Origin of the sequence: Nonomuraea sp. NPDC049400 (assembly GCF_044466425.1) — a bacterium.
Lineage (GTDB): Bacteria > Actinomycetota > Actinomycetes > Streptosporangiales > Streptosporangiaceae > Nonomuraea.
This window is the reverse complement of the sequence record NZ_JBITMP010000029.1, coordinates 1-15,790: the sequence shown is the minus strand read 5'-3', so window position 1 is coordinate 15,790 and position 15,790 is coordinate 1. Positions and strand designations below refer to the sequence as shown.

General features: G+C 69.7%; 15 protein-coding genes. 9 read left to right on the top strand and 6 right to left on the bottom strand.

The genetic code is table 11. From position 1 onward, the window contains the following. The first annotated feature begins 162 nt into the window (after nt 1–162). Nucleotides 163–552 carry a PPOX class F420-dependent oxidoreductase gene (locus tag ACIBVN_RS36260; RefSeq protein ID WP_397144328.1) on the top strand — a complete coding sequence of 130 codons (390 nt, stop codon included), beginning with the start codon at nt 163–165 and terminating at the stop codon, nt 550–552. A 65-nt stretch (nt 553–617) separates the two neighbouring features. Here ACIBVN_RS36260 and ACIBVN_RS36255 read toward each other — a convergent pair whose 3' ends face one another. Beyond that, nucleotides 618–1,385, bottom strand: a complete 768-nt coding sequence (locus ACIBVN_RS36255; protein ID WP_397144326.1) for a maleylpyruvate isomerase family mycothiol-dependent enzyme — start codon at nt 1,383–1,385, stop codon at nt 618–620. A 476-nt stretch (nt 1,386–1,861) separates the two neighbouring features. Continuing rightward, nucleotides 1,862–2,941, bottom strand: a complete 1,080-nt coding sequence (locus ACIBVN_RS36250) for a Gfo/Idh/MocA family protein (protein ID WP_397144324.1) — start codon at nt 2,939–2,941, stop codon at nt 1,862–1,864. Nucleotides 2,942–3,050: 109 nt separating this feature from the next. Between ACIBVN_RS36250 and ACIBVN_RS36245 the strand changes: the two genes are divergently transcribed. Continuing rightward, nucleotides 3,051–3,632: a TetR/AcrR family transcriptional regulator gene (locus ACIBVN_RS36245; RefSeq protein ID WP_397144322.1), complete on the top strand. Its 582-nt coding sequence runs from the start codon at nt 3,051–3,053 to the stop codon at nt 3,630–3,632. Between the two features lie 117 nt (nt 3,633–3,749). Continuing rightward, a complete protein-coding gene (locus ACIBVN_RS36240; RefSeq protein ID WP_397144320.1) occupies nt 3,750–4,142 on the top strand; it encodes a nuclear transport factor 2 family protein in 393 nt (130 codons plus the stop codon). Here the strand turns inward: ACIBVN_RS36240 and ACIBVN_RS36235 are convergent. After that, nucleotides 4,132–4,260, bottom strand: a complete 129-nt coding sequence (locus tag ACIBVN_RS36235; RefSeq protein ID WP_397144318.1) for a hypothetical protein — start codon at nt 4,258–4,260, stop codon at nt 4,132–4,134. The genes ACIBVN_RS36240 and ACIBVN_RS36235 overlap by 11 nt on opposite strands. 191 nt (nt 4,261–4,451) lie before the next feature. On the opposite strand from ACIBVN_RS36235, the gene ACIBVN_RS36230 reads away from it, so the two are divergent. Then, complete coding sequence (locus tag ACIBVN_RS36230) at nt 4,452–5,672, top strand: cytochrome P450 (RefSeq protein ID WP_397144316.1); 1,221 nt, start codon at nt 4,452–4,454, stop codon at nt 5,670–5,672. A gap of 292 nt (nt 5,673–5,964) precedes the next feature. Here the strand turns inward: ACIBVN_RS36230 and ACIBVN_RS36225 are convergent, their stop codons facing one another. Next, the gene (locus ACIBVN_RS36225) at nt 5,965–6,489 is read right to left on the bottom strand and encodes a MarR family winged helix-turn-helix transcriptional regulator (RefSeq protein ID WP_397144314.1); all 525 of its coding nucleotides are present in this window, start codon (nt 6,487–6,489) and stop codon (nt 5,965–5,967) included. A gap of 90 nt (nt 6,490–6,579) precedes the next feature. On the opposite strand from ACIBVN_RS36225, the gene ACIBVN_RS36220 reads away from it, so the two are divergent. Together ACIBVN_RS36220 and ACIBVN_RS36215 are read left to right on the top strand one after the other, a co-directional pair. Next, the gene (locus tag ACIBVN_RS36220) at nt 6,580–7,476 is read left to right on the top strand and encodes an EamA family transporter (protein WP_397144312.1); all 897 of its coding nucleotides are present in this window, start codon (nt 6,580–6,582) and stop codon (nt 7,474–7,476) included. 2 nt (nt 7,477–7,478) lie between these two features. Continuing rightward, nucleotides 7,479–8,363, top strand: coding sequence for an SDR family oxidoreductase (locus ACIBVN_RS36215; RefSeq protein WP_397144310.1), 885 nt, complete (start codon nt 7,479–7,481; stop codon nt 8,361–8,363). A gap of 96 nt (nt 8,364–8,459) precedes the next feature. Here ACIBVN_RS36215 and ACIBVN_RS36210 read toward each other — a convergent pair whose 3' ends face one another. Next, nucleotides 8,460–9,635 (bottom strand): pyridoxal phosphate-dependent aminotransferase, encoded by a 1,176-nt coding sequence (locus tag ACIBVN_RS36210; protein ID WP_397144308.1) that lies wholly within the window; start codon nt 9,633–9,635, stop codon nt 8,460–8,462. 254 nt (nt 9,636–9,889) lie between these two features. Further along, nucleotides 9,890–10,183 carry an Lrp/AsnC ligand binding domain-containing protein gene (locus ACIBVN_RS36205; RefSeq protein WP_397144306.1) on the bottom strand — a complete coding sequence of 98 codons (294 nt, stop codon included), beginning with the start codon at nt 10,181–10,183 and terminating at the stop codon, nt 9,890–9,892. Between the two features lie 201 nt (nt 10,184–10,384). Between ACIBVN_RS36205 and ACIBVN_RS36200 the strand changes: the two genes are divergently transcribed. The 3 genes from ACIBVN_RS36200 (at nt 10,385) to ACIBVN_RS36190 (ending at nt 15,635) form a co-directional block, all read left to right on the top strand. Beyond that, on the top strand, nt 10,385–13,084 hold the full coding sequence (locus ACIBVN_RS36200; protein ID WP_397144304.1) for a LuxR C-terminal-related transcriptional regulator: 2,700 nt from the start codon (nt 10,385–10,387) through the stop codon (nt 13,082–13,084). 97 nt (nt 13,085–13,181) lie between these two features. Further along, nucleotides 13,182–14,075: an ATP-binding cassette domain-containing protein gene (locus ACIBVN_RS36195; RefSeq protein WP_397144302.1), complete on the top strand. Its 894-nt coding sequence runs from the start codon at nt 13,182–13,184 to the stop codon at nt 14,073–14,075. Then, nucleotides 14,076–15,635 (top strand): ABC transporter permease, encoded by a 1,560-nt coding sequence (locus ACIBVN_RS36190; protein WP_397144300.1) that lies wholly within the window; start codon nt 14,076–14,078, stop codon nt 15,633–15,635. The last annotated feature ends 155 nt before the right edge of the window (nt 15,636–15,790 follow it).

Here is a 15,790-nt window from a genome sequence, read left to right as displayed (position 1 = left end):
CCTCGCCGGCTGCGGCGTACTCGGCGAGCAACTGCTCCTGGCCGGCGGGCAGCGGGGTGGAGGCGGGCGCCGCGCCACTTGGGCCGACCGTCGCCCCGTGTCCTCGGAAGTTGTCCCGGCCGGGTTTGAATGACGTCGGTGTCAAGGTTGCACACTTGCTTCATGATCTTCACGCAGGCAGAACTCGACTATCTGACCGGTCAGCACCTTGGCCGTCTGGCCACTGTCTCTCCGACCGGCAAAGTCCAGAACAACCCTGTGGGGTTCTTCGTGGACGCCGCCTCGGGCACGATCACCATCGGCGGGCACGCGCTGGGGGCGTCCAAGAAGTTCAGGAATGTCCAGCAGGGCAGCACTGTGTCGTTCGCCGTCGACGACCTGGCCTCGCTGGAGCCGTGGGTGGTGCGCGGCATCGAGATCCGTGGCTCGGCGGTGGCCCTGACCGACCACGAGCCGCCGGTGCCGTATTTCTCGCGGGAGATCATCACGATCACTCCCATCAAAATCATCTCTTGGGGGTTGGACGGGCCTCGGTCGAGCCGCAAGGTGTGAAAGCTTGCGCGGACAAGGGGCTACCTGAGCAGGAGCCGCGCAGCGCGTACGATTCAACCTCGATCTCACAACGCCGTGGCACCCAGCCACGAGCTGAGCAGTTCGCCGTCCCCGGTGACGATGAAGCGCTCGGCGTCGCCGGGTCGGAGCCGCCCGTAGATCAGCAGCAGCAGATCGCCGGAGGACCCGTGTACGGCGACCGTCGCATGAGCGTCGCCGACACCGGTTTCCCAGGTGCAGCCGTCCCCGAGCGTGATCAGCCATCCGTCATCGGTGTCGGTGGAGGAGAACCGCAGCGTCTCACCATCGCGGTTCAGCCGGCTCACGGGTTCAGCGATCCACGGGTAGTACGGCAGATTCTCAAGGAACTCATCGATCCCGTCGGCGGCGATGTCAGGGGTGATGTGTGGAGTGCGTCCCAGAGCGAGCTCGGCATCGGTGAGGTGGATGATCGCCTCACACAGCAGACGGCGCGGGAAGAACCGCACATGCTGGTCGGCCCCGTGAGTCCAGTTCGGGGCATCGGGGTCGGCGCTTCGGAGCGTGCGCAGCGACAGTTCCGCACTTTCGGCCAGCCAGGCCGGGTAGGCCGCCGTGTCCTGAGGCAGGTCGAGCGGTACGTCTCGGGACCAGACGCGCTCGGTCACGCGATGGCGTACCAGGTGCTCCATCCATCGGTGGGTGGTGCCGTGATGCGTGGTCAGGTCAGCGAGCGTCCAGCCAGGACAGGTGGGCACCGGCGTCTCCAGATCGGAACCCGCCATCAGTTCGACGAAGCGCGCGTCCACGGCTTCGATCGCATCGCAGTACTGCTCATATGTCAGACGAGTCACGAGAGCTGACGGCACCTCTCCCCAATCGCCGGTCTGGATCCCGACGCCGGTCAAGCGGCTTGTTCCAGGATCCATCGCCGGTCTCGCATTCGTGTCAGCCAGCGAGGTTATCCCTTGACACCGGCGTCAAGGTCAAGCGCCACTGGCACGCGCGTCGTGCGGAAGCAGTCGGTCCAAGGGACGGATGCGGCTGCTCACCGTGGGGTTGGGCGCGCTGCCCGGCGAAGCCGAAGCGACGGGAGTCGACTTCAGCGCACGCGGACGACGTACCGACGAGGCCATCGACGTGCTGCGGCGCTGCTGTGGGAAGGCGACGAGAAGGGCGTCAGCCTCGACGGCGCGGTCTTCGGCTTCGACGCCGCGACCAACGACCCGAAGCCGCGCTCAGTCACATACCTGCCGATCGCGCATCGGTGGGTCGAGCCGGGCGGCCGCACCATCCTCGCGAGCCCAAGCGCCGCGCCGAGCGGGGCCGATCATGAGATCTGCTCCGTGCCGCCACTGGCCGCGGTGCGTTCGATCGCCGCGAGTACCCGGTGATGACGCGCGGCGGCGTGGAAGTCCGGGTAGGCGGGGCGCCCCTCGGCGAGTGCCCGGGCGAACTGCTGGTAGAGCGCCGCCACGTTGGCCACCGGTCCGGCCGCCGGGTCGAAGGGGACGGTCCGGTACGCGTCGGGGACGGCCACGCGCTCGCCGCTGCCGGATCGGATGTCCCAGTCGGTCCAGTGCATGTAGGCGCCCGGTCGGGGTTGCGTGACGGTCAGCGTGTCCTCGGAGCCCACGAGCTTGACGAAGAACCCGTCGGGGGTTTGGCTGCCCCCGTGCACCACGACCGAGGTGGTGGCGCCGCTGTCGAGGAGCCCATGGAGCAGCACCTGGCTGGGCACCCGGTTGGCGACGGTCTGCCCGGTTCCGGCGACGGCGACCTGGTCGTGGAGGCGGGGAAGTCGTGCCGTGACCTCCACCAGCCGGCCCGCCATCTGCTCCAGCGTCGGCAGGAAATGCCCCGCCATGATCGTCAGCACCGATGTGCCGCCCGCGGGTTCAGTGCTCCATGCGAGTTCGGAAGCGATGGTCGCGCCGCCGAGCGGGCCGCCGGAGGCCACCATGATCGCTGACTCCAGGCGGCCGATCCTGCCGTCGGCGACCAGGTCGGCGACGAACCGCACGTCCGGCGAGTGGCAGCCCTGCAGGCACACGGCGTGCACCACTCGGGCGGCCGAGGCGAGATCGGCCAGTTCGGCCGCCTCGGCGGGGTCCACGGTCAACGGCCACTCGGACAGTACGTGCTTGCCCGCCTCCAGGGCGGCCCTGATCAGCTTGGCATGCTCGGGTGCCTTCACCGACACCACGACGAGGTCCACCTGGTCGTGGGCGATGAGCAGGCCCGGATCGGCGAACGCCAGCGGCACGCCGTAATCGGCCGCCACTCGCTCCGCGCTCTCCTGGCGTGTCGTCGCCACCGCGGTGACCTCGTACTCGGCCAGCGCCGTCAAAGCGGGCAGATGGGAATGCCTGGCCCACCCGCTTGCTCCCACCACTCCGGTCCTGATCACGTCACCGACCCCTCTAGTTATGTACCGCACGGTATGAAAATAGGGCAGGCGGGTTCACGGAATCAAGAGGTAACGTACCGATAGGTATAAAACTGTGAGGAGGAACGGCATGCCCGGAGGACGCCCCCGTGCCTTCGATCCCGGCGTCGCGCTCGACCGCGCCCTTGAGCTGTTCTGGCGGCAGGGCTACGAGGGCACCTCCCTGTCGGACCTGACCGCGGTGATGGGCATCAACAAGCCGAGCCTCTACGCGGTGTTCGGCAACAAGGAGCAGCTGTTCGCCAAGGCCCTCGACCGCTATGTCACGGGTCCGGGGGCGTTCGCGGGCGACGCACTGGAGGCCACCACCGTCCGGGAGGTCATCGAGCGCCTCATCCATGGGGCTGTCGAGCTGACCGCCGGCGCGCACACGCCCCAGGGCTGCTTGAGTGTGAGCACCGTCCACGCGTGCGGCCCCGATGCCGCCTCCGTCCGCGAACTGGCCCTGGCCTGCCGCATGGCTGGGGAGGCGGCTCTGCGGCGGCGCTTTGAGCAGGCTCCCGACCTGCCCGCCGGCCACGACCCGGCCACCCTCGCCCGGCTCGTCCACACGATCACCGACGGCATCGCAGTCCAAGCGGCCGCGGGCCGCCCGCACGAGGAACTCCGCGAGATCGCCGACCTCGCCCTGCGCACCCTCCTTCCGGACTGAACCCAGCGCTCGGCAACTGCCGCAGGGGCTGCATCGGAGCTTTCGACGATGTCCGTCGTTGCTGTGGGATGGGTGTGACTTGACCTTGTCACCGACGTCAACGTCTACCGTCGCAACATGAGCAGTTTGGACCGGGTCACCCTCCTCAAGCACGACCAGAGCTTCTTCGACGCCCTGGTGGCAAGCGATCTCGCCGTTCTGGAGGAACTGCTGGCGGACGACTTCGTCCTGGTCGGGGTCGAGGACGGGGCCGTCGCCGACAGGAGGATCCTGCTCGACCTGGTGGCCTCCGGCTCCCTCCGGTTCCCGCGGATCAACTCGTTCCCGGACGAGGCGATCGTCCGGGTCATCGGCACAGTGGGCATCGTCGTCGGGCGTACCGGCATGAACTTCACCAACCCCGACGGCGCCACGTTCAGCGCCGGAAGCCGCTACACCCACGTTTACGCCGCCGACGCCCACGGCGCCTGGCGCCTCGTCTCCGCTCAGGGCACCGCGATCAAGGCTTGATCCCCCGCTCGAGCACATGTCGTTCATGTTCCTGGGGCGCCGCGGTGACGACGTCGAGTTCCGCAAGCTCCAGCGCGGCGCTGCTGTCGAGCAGCATCCCGTACGCCATGAACGTCATGACCTGCACCGCGTCCAGAGGACCTCCCAGGGCGGATGCGACAGATCACACTACCGAGTCCTCCCGCACCCCAGCCGTGGCCCGAGCGGTCACGGATGGCCATGACTCAAAAGAATGCGTAGCGCGTTACTTCTTTTCGCTGCGATGCCGGGAGAGTGTGGACGGTACGCCCATCTCAACAGGAGGATGACATGTCGACATCCGTGGGCCAGGAACCCACTCCCCAGAACGTGCCATTCCTCGATGTCCTGGATCCGGCCTTCGACTTCGGCGCGCCCGAGGTCTTCGCGGCCCAAGCGGAAAGCTGGTACGCGACAAGCCCCTTGGGCCTGCTCGTGCTGCGATATGAGCACGCCAACAACCTCTTACGCGACCGGAGGCTCGACCACAACGGCAAGCGGTACCTGGAGACGAACGGGATCTTCGACGGTCCGATTTATGAGTGGTTCGTACCGATGATCGTCAACCACGACGGAGAGGATCACCGCCGCCTGCGCCGTCTGATGAGCAAGGCGTTCACCGCACGCACGGTGGAGAATTTGCGCCCGTTCATCCGGGCGCAGGTCGAGCAACTGGCCGAGGGCCTGGCGTCGGACAAGGCGTGCGAGTTCGTCGAGGGCTTCGCCGCCCGGCTGCCGCTGGCGGTCATGTGCCGGTTGCTCGGCGTACCGCCCGAGGACTACGACGTCTTCGGCACCTGGACCAGAGACATCGGCCTGATCTTCAGCCTCGCAGCCGGGGGCGATGTCGTCGCCAGGGTGGAAGCCGCGGTACGCGGCCTGAACGGCTACGCCGACTTCCTCATCGAGGAGAAGTCGGCCAGGCCCACCGACGACCTCAGCTCCGCCCTGGTCGCGGCCTACCACGCCGACGACGGCCGCGTCAGCAAGGACGAGCTGCGCAACCTCCTGGTCACGCTCGTGTTCGGCGCCCAGGACAACACCCGGTACCAGCTCGCCAACGCCATGGTCGCCTTCTCCGAGCACCCCGACCAGTGGACCCTGCTGGGGCAGCGGCCGGAGCTGGCGGCACAAGCCGTCGAAGAGGTGATGCGCTGGCTTCCCTCGGCGGGCACCATCTACCGGTTCGCCGCCGAGGACTTCGACTACGAGGGACTGCACATCGAGCGCGGCACGTTCCTCGTGATGTGCGTGAACGTCGCCCAGCGCGACCCGCGTGCGTACAAGAACGCCGATCAATTCGACATCACGGCCGTCAGGGACAATCCCCCGCTGCAGTTCGGCGCGGGCCCGCACCACTGCCTGGGCTCGGCTCTCGCCCGCGTCGAGATCGGTGAGGCGCTCCCCATTCTCGCCGCACGGCTGGGCCCGCCCTCCGTTGTGGGCACGATCACCTGGCAAGGCCCCATCGGAATCCAGGGCCCGGACGCGCTACCGCTGCGCTTCGGCTGATCAGTGCCCGCGGCCCGCCCTCCTTCCGGGACGGGCGGGCCGCCGGCGTCAGCAGAGCCGGACGGGAACAAGACGCCCTGTGAACCGCTCGGCGTGCTCGCCGGTGGTCACGGGGACGATCAAACCTGCGGACGTTCCCCGTTACCGAACTAGGTACGCAGAGGGTTGCCCAGTTGCCGTCGCGAGGTGACGCCCTCGATCAGCGCGGCCACGATTTCGCCCGGGCAGAAGGTCGCGACGCGGTGCTGCTCGTGATCACCACTGCTCGGGTACGGCGAAGGACTCCGGAGGCTCAGGCGTCGTCAGCTGCGCTGTCGTCGCTCGCCTCGTCGCCGAGGCTGAGCAGCAGGGTGCGCAGGGTTGCGGCGAGGTCGTCCTGCTGGTGCCGGTCGAGCCCGGCGAGGATGCGTCGTTCGTTCTCGAGGTGAGCCGCGACGGCGCGGTCGATGAGCTCGCGGCCGGCGGGCGTGAGGGCGACGACGACGGTACGCCGGTTGGCGGGGTCGACGTCGCGCGTGACGTAGCCCTTGGCGACGAGCCGGTCGAGCCGGTTGGTGACGGCGCCCGAGGTCACCATCGAGTGGTGGGCCAGCATGCCTGCGGTCATGCCGTCGGGTGAGCCGGCGCGCCGGAGGGTGGCGAGAACGTCGAACTCGCCCCGTTCCAGCCCGAACTCGCTGAAGAGCGCTTTGAGCTCGCGCTCGGCGATCCGGGTCACCCGGGAGAGGCGGCCGAGAACCCCCATGGGGGACGCATCGAGGTCCGGGCGGGCGTGAGCCCACTGCTCCACGATGAGGTCGACGGCATCTCGCACCATAAGAACTCCTCAGCGTTGAACTGTTTGACGTTAAGGTACCACTTGTCGTACCGTCTGCAGCGTTGAACATTTCAACGTTGAGAGGTCTTCATGAACATACTGTCGCGTACCGCGCTCACCGCGCTCGCGCCGGCCAGTTGGGGCACCACGTACCTGGTCACCACCGAGTTCCTCCCGTCCGGTCACCCGTTGGTGTCCGGCGTGATCCGCGCGCTGCCGGCGGGGCTGATCCTGCTCGCCATCACGCGCAAGGTGCCGCACGGCAAATGGCTGTGGCGCTCGTTGCTGCTCGGCACCCTCAACATCGGCGCACTCTTCGCGCTGCTGTTCGTCGCCGCCTACCGCTTGCCGGGTGGCATCGCGGCGACCCTCACCGCCGTCCAGCCGTTGATCGTCGTCGGCCTGGCGTTCCTGCTGCTCAACGAGAGGCCCACACGCTGGCGGCTGGGCTGGGGCCTGGTCGGCGTGGTGGGCGTCGGGTTGATCGTCCTGCGCGGGCGGCTCACGTTCGACCTGCTCGGCATCCTGGCCGGCATCGCGGCTGCCGGCGTGATGGCCGGCGGGATCGTCCTGACCAAACGCTGGGGACGTCCGGAGGGCGCCGGCGCAGCGACCATCGCCGGCTGGCAGCTCACCGCGGGCGGTCTCGTGCTCCTCCCGCTCGCGCTCGCGTTCGAGGGACTCCCGCCCGGACTGGATCTTCGTGCGATCGGCGGCTACACGTGGCTGTCCGTGGTCGGCGCCCTGCTTTCCTACCTGGTCTGGTTCCAGGGCATCGGCAAGCTGCCTGTGGTCGCCGTGTCGTTCCTCGCCCTGCTCTCCCCCATCGTCGCCACGATCCTGGGCTGGCTGTTCCTCGGCGAATCCCTGACGCAGTGGCAGGGTGTCGGGTTCGTGCTCGCGCTGACCGCCATCGCCGCCGCGCAGTTGCCGCCCGGCCTCGTTCGCAATCTTGTCCGTGTTCCCGTCACCGCCAAAGGAGAATGAGCATGTCGCGCACCGTACTGATCACCGGAGCCACCGGAACCGTGTCCACCGCACTGATGAATGCGCTGCGAGGGACCGTTGTGGACCTTCGTGCGCTCGTCCGCGAAGAGTCCAAAGCGGACGGCCCGCGCCGGCACGGCGCCGAGGTCTTCGTCGGTGACCTCGATGACGCCCGGTCGCTGCCGCCCGCCTTCGAGGGCGTGCACGACGTGTGGCTGCTCACCCCGAACGGCCCGCGCGCGGCGGAGAACAACATGAACGCCGTGTGGGCCGCACGCCAAGCCGGCGTGGAGCGCATCGTTCGCCTGTCCGTCGTCGGCGCGGAACACGACGCGCCGAACCGCAGCGGCAGGCTGCACGCGCTGTCCGACCGGGAGACCGAACGGTGCGGCATGCGCTGGACGATCCTGCGTCCACACTGGTTCATGCAGAACCTGCTGAACGAGTCGGGCGACATCTCCGCCACCGGTACGTTCTCGCTGAACATGGGCTCGGCGCGGCTCGGCATGATCGACGTACGCGACATCGCCGAGTGCGCTGCCCGGGTGCTCCTCGACGACCCGGACCGCCACCACGGCCAGACGTACACTCTCACCGGCCCGCGCTCGCTGACGTTCGACGAGGTCGCCGGCCAATTGAGTCTGGCTCTCGGCAGGTCCGTCACGTACCTGCCGGTCAGCGACGACGCCAAGCGCAAGACACTGCTCGGCTACGGCGTTCCGCAATGGATCGCCGACATGCTCGAGGAGTACGCGCAGGCGTATGTCTCCGGCTGGGGGGACTTCACCACCGATACGGTCGCCGGCCTTCTCGGCCGCCCTCCGCGCGACATCGCCGACTTCGTCCGCGACCACGCCGCAGCCTTCACCTCGGCCGACGACAACTGAACCCGACACAGGCGCACACGGGCCGAGCCGTGCGGGCAGCTCTTCGTCTGCACAGAACCGGCAGCCTCCGGCCGGGCGCGGCTCGCCACTCTGCGCTCATCGAAGGGTGGCCATGAACCTCCCAAGCCGGTCGATCCCTTCGCGAAGTTCATCCGTTGACGCCGCGTACGAGAGTCGGACGTGTGTCTCGGCGGTGTGGACGCCGAAGTCTCTGCCCGGGGTGAGGGCGACGTGCGCCTCCTGCAGCGCTCGCTCGCAGAACTGCCAGGAGGTGAGCCCGGTGCGGCTGACGTCGAAGTACACGTAGAACGCGCCGTCGGGCGGGACGGGGACCGGCAGTCCGATCCGCGCCAGGCCCTCAAGGACGAGTGCGCGCCGCTCGGCCAGCTCGGCGCGGCGGGCCTCACAGACCGCGAGGGACTCAGCGGAGAAGCAGGCCAGAGCGGCATGCTGCGCGGGGGCGGACGCGCAGAGGAAGTAGTTCTGGGCCAGGCGCTCCATCGCGGGAACGAGGATCTCCGGAACGACGCACCAGCCGAGTCTCCAACCGGTCATGCCGAAGTACTTGGAGAAGCTGTTGATGACGATGGCGTCGGGGTCGAACGACAGCACGCTGCGAGGTGGGCGGCCCTGGTCGTCGTGGTCGCTCAGGTTGAGGTAGATCTCGTCGACGATGCGCCATGCGTCCCGCTCGCGTGCGAGTTCGCTGATCGCCGCGAGTTCGTCGGCCGGGGCCGAGGTGCCGGTCGGGTTCGACGGGGTAGCGATCATGACCCCGCGAGTCCTGTCCGTCCAGCTCTGCTTCACCGAGGCCGCGTCCAGTTGAAAGCGGGTCTCGGCGGTGGCGGGGATGAGCGTGACGTGGGCGCCGAAGCTTTCGACGATCTGCCGGTTGCAGGGATATGACGGGTCTCCGATGAGCACCTCGTCGCCCGGGTTGACGAGTGCGGCGGTGGCCAGCACCAGGGCGGCCGAGGCTCCCGCGGTCACGATGACCCGGGAAGGGTCGACCTCGACGCCGTGCTCGTTCCGATAGAACCGCGCGATCGCCTGCCTCAACTCGGGCAGCCCGAGTGCCGCCGTGTACGGCATCGGCCTTCCGTCCATGACCTCGCGCAGCGCGTTCAGGACGGCCGGGGGCGCGCCGAAGTCCGGCTCACCGATGCTGAGCTTGACGACGTGGTGTCCCTGGGACTCCAGCATCGCGGCGTGCTTGCCGAACTCCATGGCGAAGAACGGGGCGACAGCCCGCGCACGCTGCGAAATCCTCACGCCACGACCTCCAGCTCGCTCGCGCGTGGGTTCATGTCGTCTGCCATGGCTCTCCTTGATTGCTCCGGTGGAAGCGTGTCACGCACGCTGCTCCCCCGGCCGTGCTGCCTGCAGCAGGAGCAGTCTGGCGGCGGCCATGAAGCGCAGAGCGGGATCGGTCCTTCCTCCGTTCGCCGTAACGGGAGGGAAGCTTATGCGTATTTCGCCCGACAGTGTTCCTAACTCTCCCGTCTTGTCCTGATTGTTTTGGGGGATCATCTTGTGCGGGGACGCGCTCGCCGGTTGTCGACGTCGCTCTTCATGACGAGGGTGGAGCTGAGGCGCTGGACGCCGGGGAGGGTGGCCAGACGGTCGTCGTCGAGCTGCTGGAAGGCGGGCAGGTCGCGGGTGATGACGCGCAGCAGGTCGGGGTCGCCGAAGAGCCGTTGAGCCTGCAGGACGTGAGGGACGGCGGCGACCGCCTGTTCGAAGGCGTCGACGAAGATCCCGGCGATCGCCCTGCGGTGACTCTCGCCCAAGTCGGCGGCGCGCTTGACCTCGATCACCATTCAGCCCTTTCTCGCGTCGGGCGATGAGGGCCTCGATACCGTTCAGGAGCCTTCGGCGTCCGCGATCTCGATCGCGGCATCGGCGATCCGGTCGAGGGTCAGTCCGGGACGGGGACCGCGGCGGGACACGGGTTCCCGCCCCCACATCCGCGCGCGAAATGCGGGCGCTGGGAGGGGCGGGGGTCATGGTTCCGCTGGACGATGGCACGATTCTCCCCGGCATCCCTAGTGACCGTGGAGGACCTGATGTTGTACGGGCGGGACCGGGAGACGGCGGAGCTTGGGCGGTTGCTTGCCGATGCCGCGGCAGGGCGGGGTGGGGCCGCGATCGTCTTGGGAGAGCCGGGCGGGGGGAAGTCCGCGCTTCTGCGATGGGCCGGCGCCACCCCGGGTTTCCAGGTGTTGACCTGCACCGGCGTGGAGAGCGAAGCGGAGTTGCCGTTCGCGGCGCTGCAGATGTTGCTGTCAGGCGCGATGCGGTGTCTGCCCGCGCTGCCCGCGGTTCAGTCTGAGGCGTTGCGTACGGCGTTCGGGTTGACCGCGCCGGGTGGCGACAACCGGTTCCTGGTGGGGCTGGCCACGCTGTCGCTGCTGGCGGAGGTGGCCGCGGAAGGGCCGGTGCTGTGCCTGGTGGACGATGCCCAGTGGCTTGACCGCCCGTCGGCCGAGGCGTTGGCGTTCGTGGCCCGGCGCCTGGCGGCGGAGGGGGTGTTCCTGCTGTTCGCGGCGCGGGAGGGGTTCGTGCTTCCCGGCGTGCCCGAGGTGGTGCTCAAGCGGTTGGATCCGGTGGCCTCGCGTGAGCTGCTGGCCGAGTACGCTCCCGATCTTCCTGGCCACGTACGGGATCGCGTGCTCGCGCAGGCGGACGGGAACCCGCTGGCCCTGTGCGAGCTGCCGCGGGCCGAGATGGACGACCTGGGGCCGCTGCCGCTGCCCACCCGGCTGCAGGACGCCTATCAGCGGCGCATCGGCAAGCTGCCCGCGCCGACCCGTACGGCGTTGCTCGTCGCGGCGGCGGAGGAGAGCGGCGCGCTGGCGGCGACGCTGCGCGGCATGGCGGAGCTCGGGGTGGCGGCCGAGGCGCTGGTGGCCGCCGAGAGCGAAGGGCTGGTCACGGTCTCGGATCAGTCGGTCGCCTTCCGGCATCCGCTGATCCGGGCGGCCGCTTACCGGGGCTCGCCGTTCACCGAGCGCCTGGCCGCGCACGCCGCGCTCGCGGCTGCGCTGGCCGACGATCCGGACCGTGCCGCCTGGCACCGGGCGGCGGCGACGACGGGTCCGGATGAGGAGGTCGCCGCGGCGTTGGAGGCAGCAGCCGTACGGGCCAGGGAGCGCTCCGGTCACGCCGCCGCCGTGGCGGCGCTGGAGCGGGCGGCGCGGCTCACGCCCGAGGACGGGGCGCGGGTACGGCGGCTGGTGACGGCCGCCGAGACCGCGGTGGACGCGGGGCAGCCCGACCGTGCCAGGCATCTGGCCGGACAGGCGCTCAGGCTCACCGGGGACCCGCGCGAGCTGGCCCGGATCGCCGCCGTGCGGGGCCGCGTGGAGTTCGAGCACGGCTCCTTGCGTACGGTGCACGAGGTCCTGGTGTCGGCGGCCAAGCAGGTCGCGCCGCTCGATGCCGACGCGGCCGCCGCGATGCTGACCGACGCGGCGCGGGCCTCCTGGTCGGCCGGCGATCCTGGACGTGTCGCGGAGACCTACCGGTTGCTGTGCGAACTGCCGCCCGATCCGCTCAGGCAGAAACTGGTCGACTCCATCGGCGGTGCGCTGAAACTGTATTCGGACGAGGCTGCCGAGAATGTGACGCTGCTGCGCGAGCACGTCGCCCATGGCCGGTCCGGGCCGCCCGCGCTCCAGCTCAACGTGGCGCTCCAGGCCCTGTTGACCGGCGACTTCGACGACACGCGCGACATCATGGCGGGGCTGGCGGAGGCATGCCGTAGCGGCGGAATGATCGGCCGGCTCCCCGCCGTACTCTGCACGCTGGCGACCGCAGAGATCAACCTGGCTCGGTATCGCGACGCGGCCGGGTCGGCCGCCGAGGCGCTGCGGATCGCCGAGGACACCGGCCAGCCCAGCCGAGTGGCACACGCCGAGGCTCTCCTGGCGTACCTGGCCGCCGTCAGCGGCGACGACGAACGCTGCAGGGAGCTCGCCGAACGCAACCTTCGCCTCTTCCCCGCGCACGCCAACGCGCTCATGGCCGCCTGGTGCGAGTGGGCCCTGGCGCTGCTCGACCTCGGGCGGGGCCGTCACGAGGCGGTGCTGGATCGTTTGGAAGCAGCAACCCGCGGGCCGATCGTGCATGTGGGGCCCGCCGTACACTTCGCACCCGACCAGGTGGAGGCGGCGGTACGGCTGGGCCGCCCGGAGCGCGCCCGTGAGCCGCTGGCCCGGCTGGAGCGGTGGGCGGCTACCGTACGGCTCCCGTGGGAGGACGGGCTCGTGCTGCGGTGCCGCGCGCTGCTGACCGGCGACGGAGCGATCTACGAGAAGGCGCTGGAGCTGGAGGGCGAGGCGCGGCCGTTCCAGCGGGCTCGCACCGAACTGCTGTACGGCGAGTGGCTGCGGCGCGAGCGGCGCAAGACCGAGGCGCGCGGGCACCTGCGCGAGGCGCTGGGGCGGTTCGAGCGTCTCGGCGCGACCCCGTGGGCCGACCACACCCGCGCCGAGCTGAGGGCGGCCGGCGAGAGCTCCGCGCCGGCCGCGCCTGACCTGCTCGCCCAGCTCACACCCCAAGAGCTGCAGGTCGTACGGCTGGCCGCGACCGGCGCGACGAACAAGGAGATCGCCGCCCAGCTGTTCCTCAGCCCCAAGACGGTCGGGCACCACCTCTACCGCGCATTTCCGAAGCTGGGCATCTCGACCCGGACGGAGCTCGCCCGGCTGCCCCTCTAGGGACGCCAATTAGGGCACATGCCCGATACCCCGGCAAGATCCGCGCTTCTACCTTCTTGTCCTGCGACAACAACGCAAGACGAGGAGTGTGGAAGCGATGGAGCTGGCCATCGAGGTGGCGGGACTGGTCAAGTCCTTCGGCCGGGCCCGGGCTCTGGACGGGCTGGACCTGACCGTGCGAGCCGGGGAGGTGCACGGCTTCCTGGGGCCGAACGGAGCCGGCAAGTCGACCACGATCAGGACCCTGCTGGGCCTGCTGCGGGCGGACTCCGGCACGGCCACACTGCTGGGCGGGGATCCCTGGCGCGAGGCGACGGAGCTGCACCGGCGGCTGGCGTACGTGCCGGGCGACGTGAGCCTGTGGCCGTCGCTGACCGGCGGCGAGGTGATCGACCTGCTCGGCAAGCTGCGCGGCGGCCTGAACGCGAGCCGCCGGGCCGAGTTGCTGGAGCGCTTCGAGCTGGACCCGCGCAAGCGGGCCAGGACCTACTCCAAGGGCAATCGGCAGAAGGTCGCCCTGATCGCCGCCTTCGCCTCCGACGCCGAGCTGCTCATCCTCGACGAGCCGACCTCCGGGCTCGATCCGCTGATGGAGGCGATCTTCCAGCACTGCGTGGCCGAGGAGAAACAGCGCGGCCGTACCGTCCTGCTGTCCAGCCACATCCTGTCCGAGGTCGAGGCACTGTGTGACCAGGTGACGATCATCCGCCGGGGGCGGACGGTGGAGTCCGGGACCCTCACGCAACTGCGCGGCCTGGTGCGCACCCGGGTCACCGCCGACCTGGCCCACGAGCCGAACGGCCTGGCTCGCATGCCCGACCTCCACAACGTGCGGGTGGACGGCAACCGGATCGAGTTCGAGGTCGACCAGACGCGGCTCGACGCGGCGCTCGCCGAGTTGGTCCGGGTCGGCGTGCGCAACCTGACCTGCCAGCCGCCCTCGCTGGAAGACCTGTTCCTTCGCCACTACGAGTCCGAGGCAGTGAAGTAGATGAACGGCGCCTGGATCCTGACCAAGCTCATTCTGCGCCGCGAGCGCTTCATCGCCCCGGCCTGGCTGCTGCTTCTCGCCACGCTGGCTGCCGGGCAGCTGACCCGCTACGCCGAGATTCCCGACATTTCGTCTTTTGCGCAGGAAATGGCGGCCAACAGGGCGCTGACCGCCTTCGCCGGCGAGGTCTTCTCGCCCACGCTCGCCGGCATGGCGGTCTGGAAGAACGCCGACGCCATCTACACCATCCTCGGCCTGATCATGATCCTCACCGTCATCCGGCACACCCGGGGCGATGAGGAATCCGGCCGCGGCGAACTGGTCGGCGCCGGCGCCATCGGCCGCCTCGCACCGCTGACCGCCGCACTCGCCGTCGCCTGCGGCTCCGCCGTACTGGCCGGTCTGATCACGGCCGCCGCCATGGTCAAGGCAGGCGCCGACGGTGCCGGCTCCCTCGCCTTCGGCGCCGCCATCGCGGCAGCCGGCCTGGTCTTCGCCGCGATCGGCGCCCTGGCCGCCCAGCTCACCCAGACCGCGCGCACCGCGATCGGGGTCGCCGGGCTGGGCCTGGGCCTCAGCTACACGCTGCGCTTCGTCTCCGACGGCAGCGGCCTCACCGTGCTCAAGTGGCTATCCCCGCAGGGCTGGTCACACCTGGTCAAACCGTACGGCGCCAACGACCTGGCCGTGCTGCTGCTGAGCCTGGCCTGCTCCGCCGCCGCGATCGCCCTGGCGTGCCGGCTGCGCGTACGGCGCGACCTCGGCCACGGCCTGATCCCGGAGCGCCCGGGCCCGGCCGGATCGGTACGGCTGCGCAGCTCGCTGAGCGTGGCCTGGCGCCTGCAGCGGGGCCTGCTCGGCGGCTGGACCATCGGGTACGCGGTCGCCGGCCTGGTCTTCGGCGCCCTGGCCGCCTCCATCGAGGAGGTCGCCCGCCAGGGGGCCGCGGTGCAGGAGTTCTTCCGCCGTTACACCGCCTCGCCCGAGGCCACCATGACCGACGCCTACCTGTGGCTGATCGTGCTCAGCCTCGGCTACGTCTCGGCCCTCTACCCGCTGCTGACACTGCTGCGGCTGCGCACCGAGGAGACCTCCGGCCGAGCCGAGCTCCTGCTGTCCGCCCCCGTCCACCGCCTGCGCTGGGCCGCCGGCCACCTGCTGTTCGCGCTGGCGGGCAGCGCGTTGATCCTGCTGGTCGCAGGGCTGACCATGGGCCTGGTCGCCGGCTCGCCCGGCAAGGTGCTCGCGGGCGCTCTCGTCCAGATCCCCGCGACGTGGGTCATGGCCGGGGTCGGCATCCTGGCCTTCGGCCTGTTCCCCAAGGGGGCGGCGGCGATCTCGTGGGCGGCGTTCCTGTTCGTCAACCTCTTCGGCGAGGTGCTCGGACCGATCTTCGGCATCGACTACTGGATCGCCAAGTACTTCGTGCCGTACCCCAACCTGCCCATGGTCGTCTCCGGCGAACCCTTCACCGCCACGCCCACCGCGATCATGACCGGCCTCACCGCGGTTCTCACCGCCGCCGGCCTCGCCGTACTGAAGCGCAGGAACCTCACCTGAGCCGCGATCCCGCCCGATGATTCGGTCATCGGGCGGGATCGCGTACATGCCCGCGGGCTGCGCGCTCACCACCGTCTCCACCCGCCCGCCCCGCGAGGGCGGGCGCCGCACCGGCTTCGCGGGCGGATATCTCACCGGCCTGATCACCAACCTCG

Coding starts and splice junctions, on each gene's coding strand:
- ACIBVN_RS36225 (WP_397144314.1), bottom strand. CDS start 6,489: ATGGTGCGAGATGCCGTCGACCTCATCGTGGAGCAGTGGGCTCACGCC.
- ACIBVN_RS36200 (WP_397144304.1), top strand. CDS start 10,385: ATGGCACGATTCTCCCCGGCATCCCTAGTGACCGTGGAGGACCTGATG.
- ACIBVN_RS36215 (WP_397144310.1), top strand. CDS start 7,479: ATGTCGCGCACCGTACTGATCACCGGAGCCACCGGAACCGTGTCCACC.
- ACIBVN_RS36230 (WP_397144316.1), top strand. CDS start 4,452: ATGTCGACATCCGTGGGCCAGGAACCCACTCCCCAGAACGTGCCATTC.
- ACIBVN_RS36220 (WP_397144312.1), top strand. CDS start 6,580: ATGAACATACTGTCGCGTACCGCGCTCACCGCGCTCGCGCCGGCCAGT.
- ACIBVN_RS36205 (WP_397144306.1), bottom strand. CDS start 10,183: ATGGTGATCGAGGTCAAGCGCGCCGCCGACTTGGGCGAGAGTCACCGC.
- ACIBVN_RS36245 (WP_397144322.1), top strand. CDS start 3,051: ATGCCCGGAGGACGCCCCCGTGCCTTCGATCCCGGCGTCGCGCTCGAC.
- ACIBVN_RS36240 (WP_397144320.1), top strand. CDS start 3,750: ATGAGCAGTTTGGACCGGGTCACCCTCCTCAAGCACGACCAGAGCTTC.
- ACIBVN_RS36190 (WP_397144300.1), top strand. CDS start 14,076: ATGAACGGCGCCTGGATCCTGACCAAGCTCATTCTGCGCCGCGAGCGC.
- ACIBVN_RS36260 (WP_397144328.1), top strand. CDS start 163: ATGATCTTCACGCAGGCAGAACTCGACTATCTGACCGGTCAGCACCTT.
- ACIBVN_RS36235 (WP_397144318.1), bottom strand. CDS start 4,260: ATGACGTTCATGGCGTACGGGATGCTGCTCGACAGCAGCGCCGCGCTG.
- ACIBVN_RS36195 (WP_397144302.1), top strand. CDS start 13,182: ATGGAGCTGGCCATCGAGGTGGCGGGACTGGTCAAGTCCTTCGGCCGG.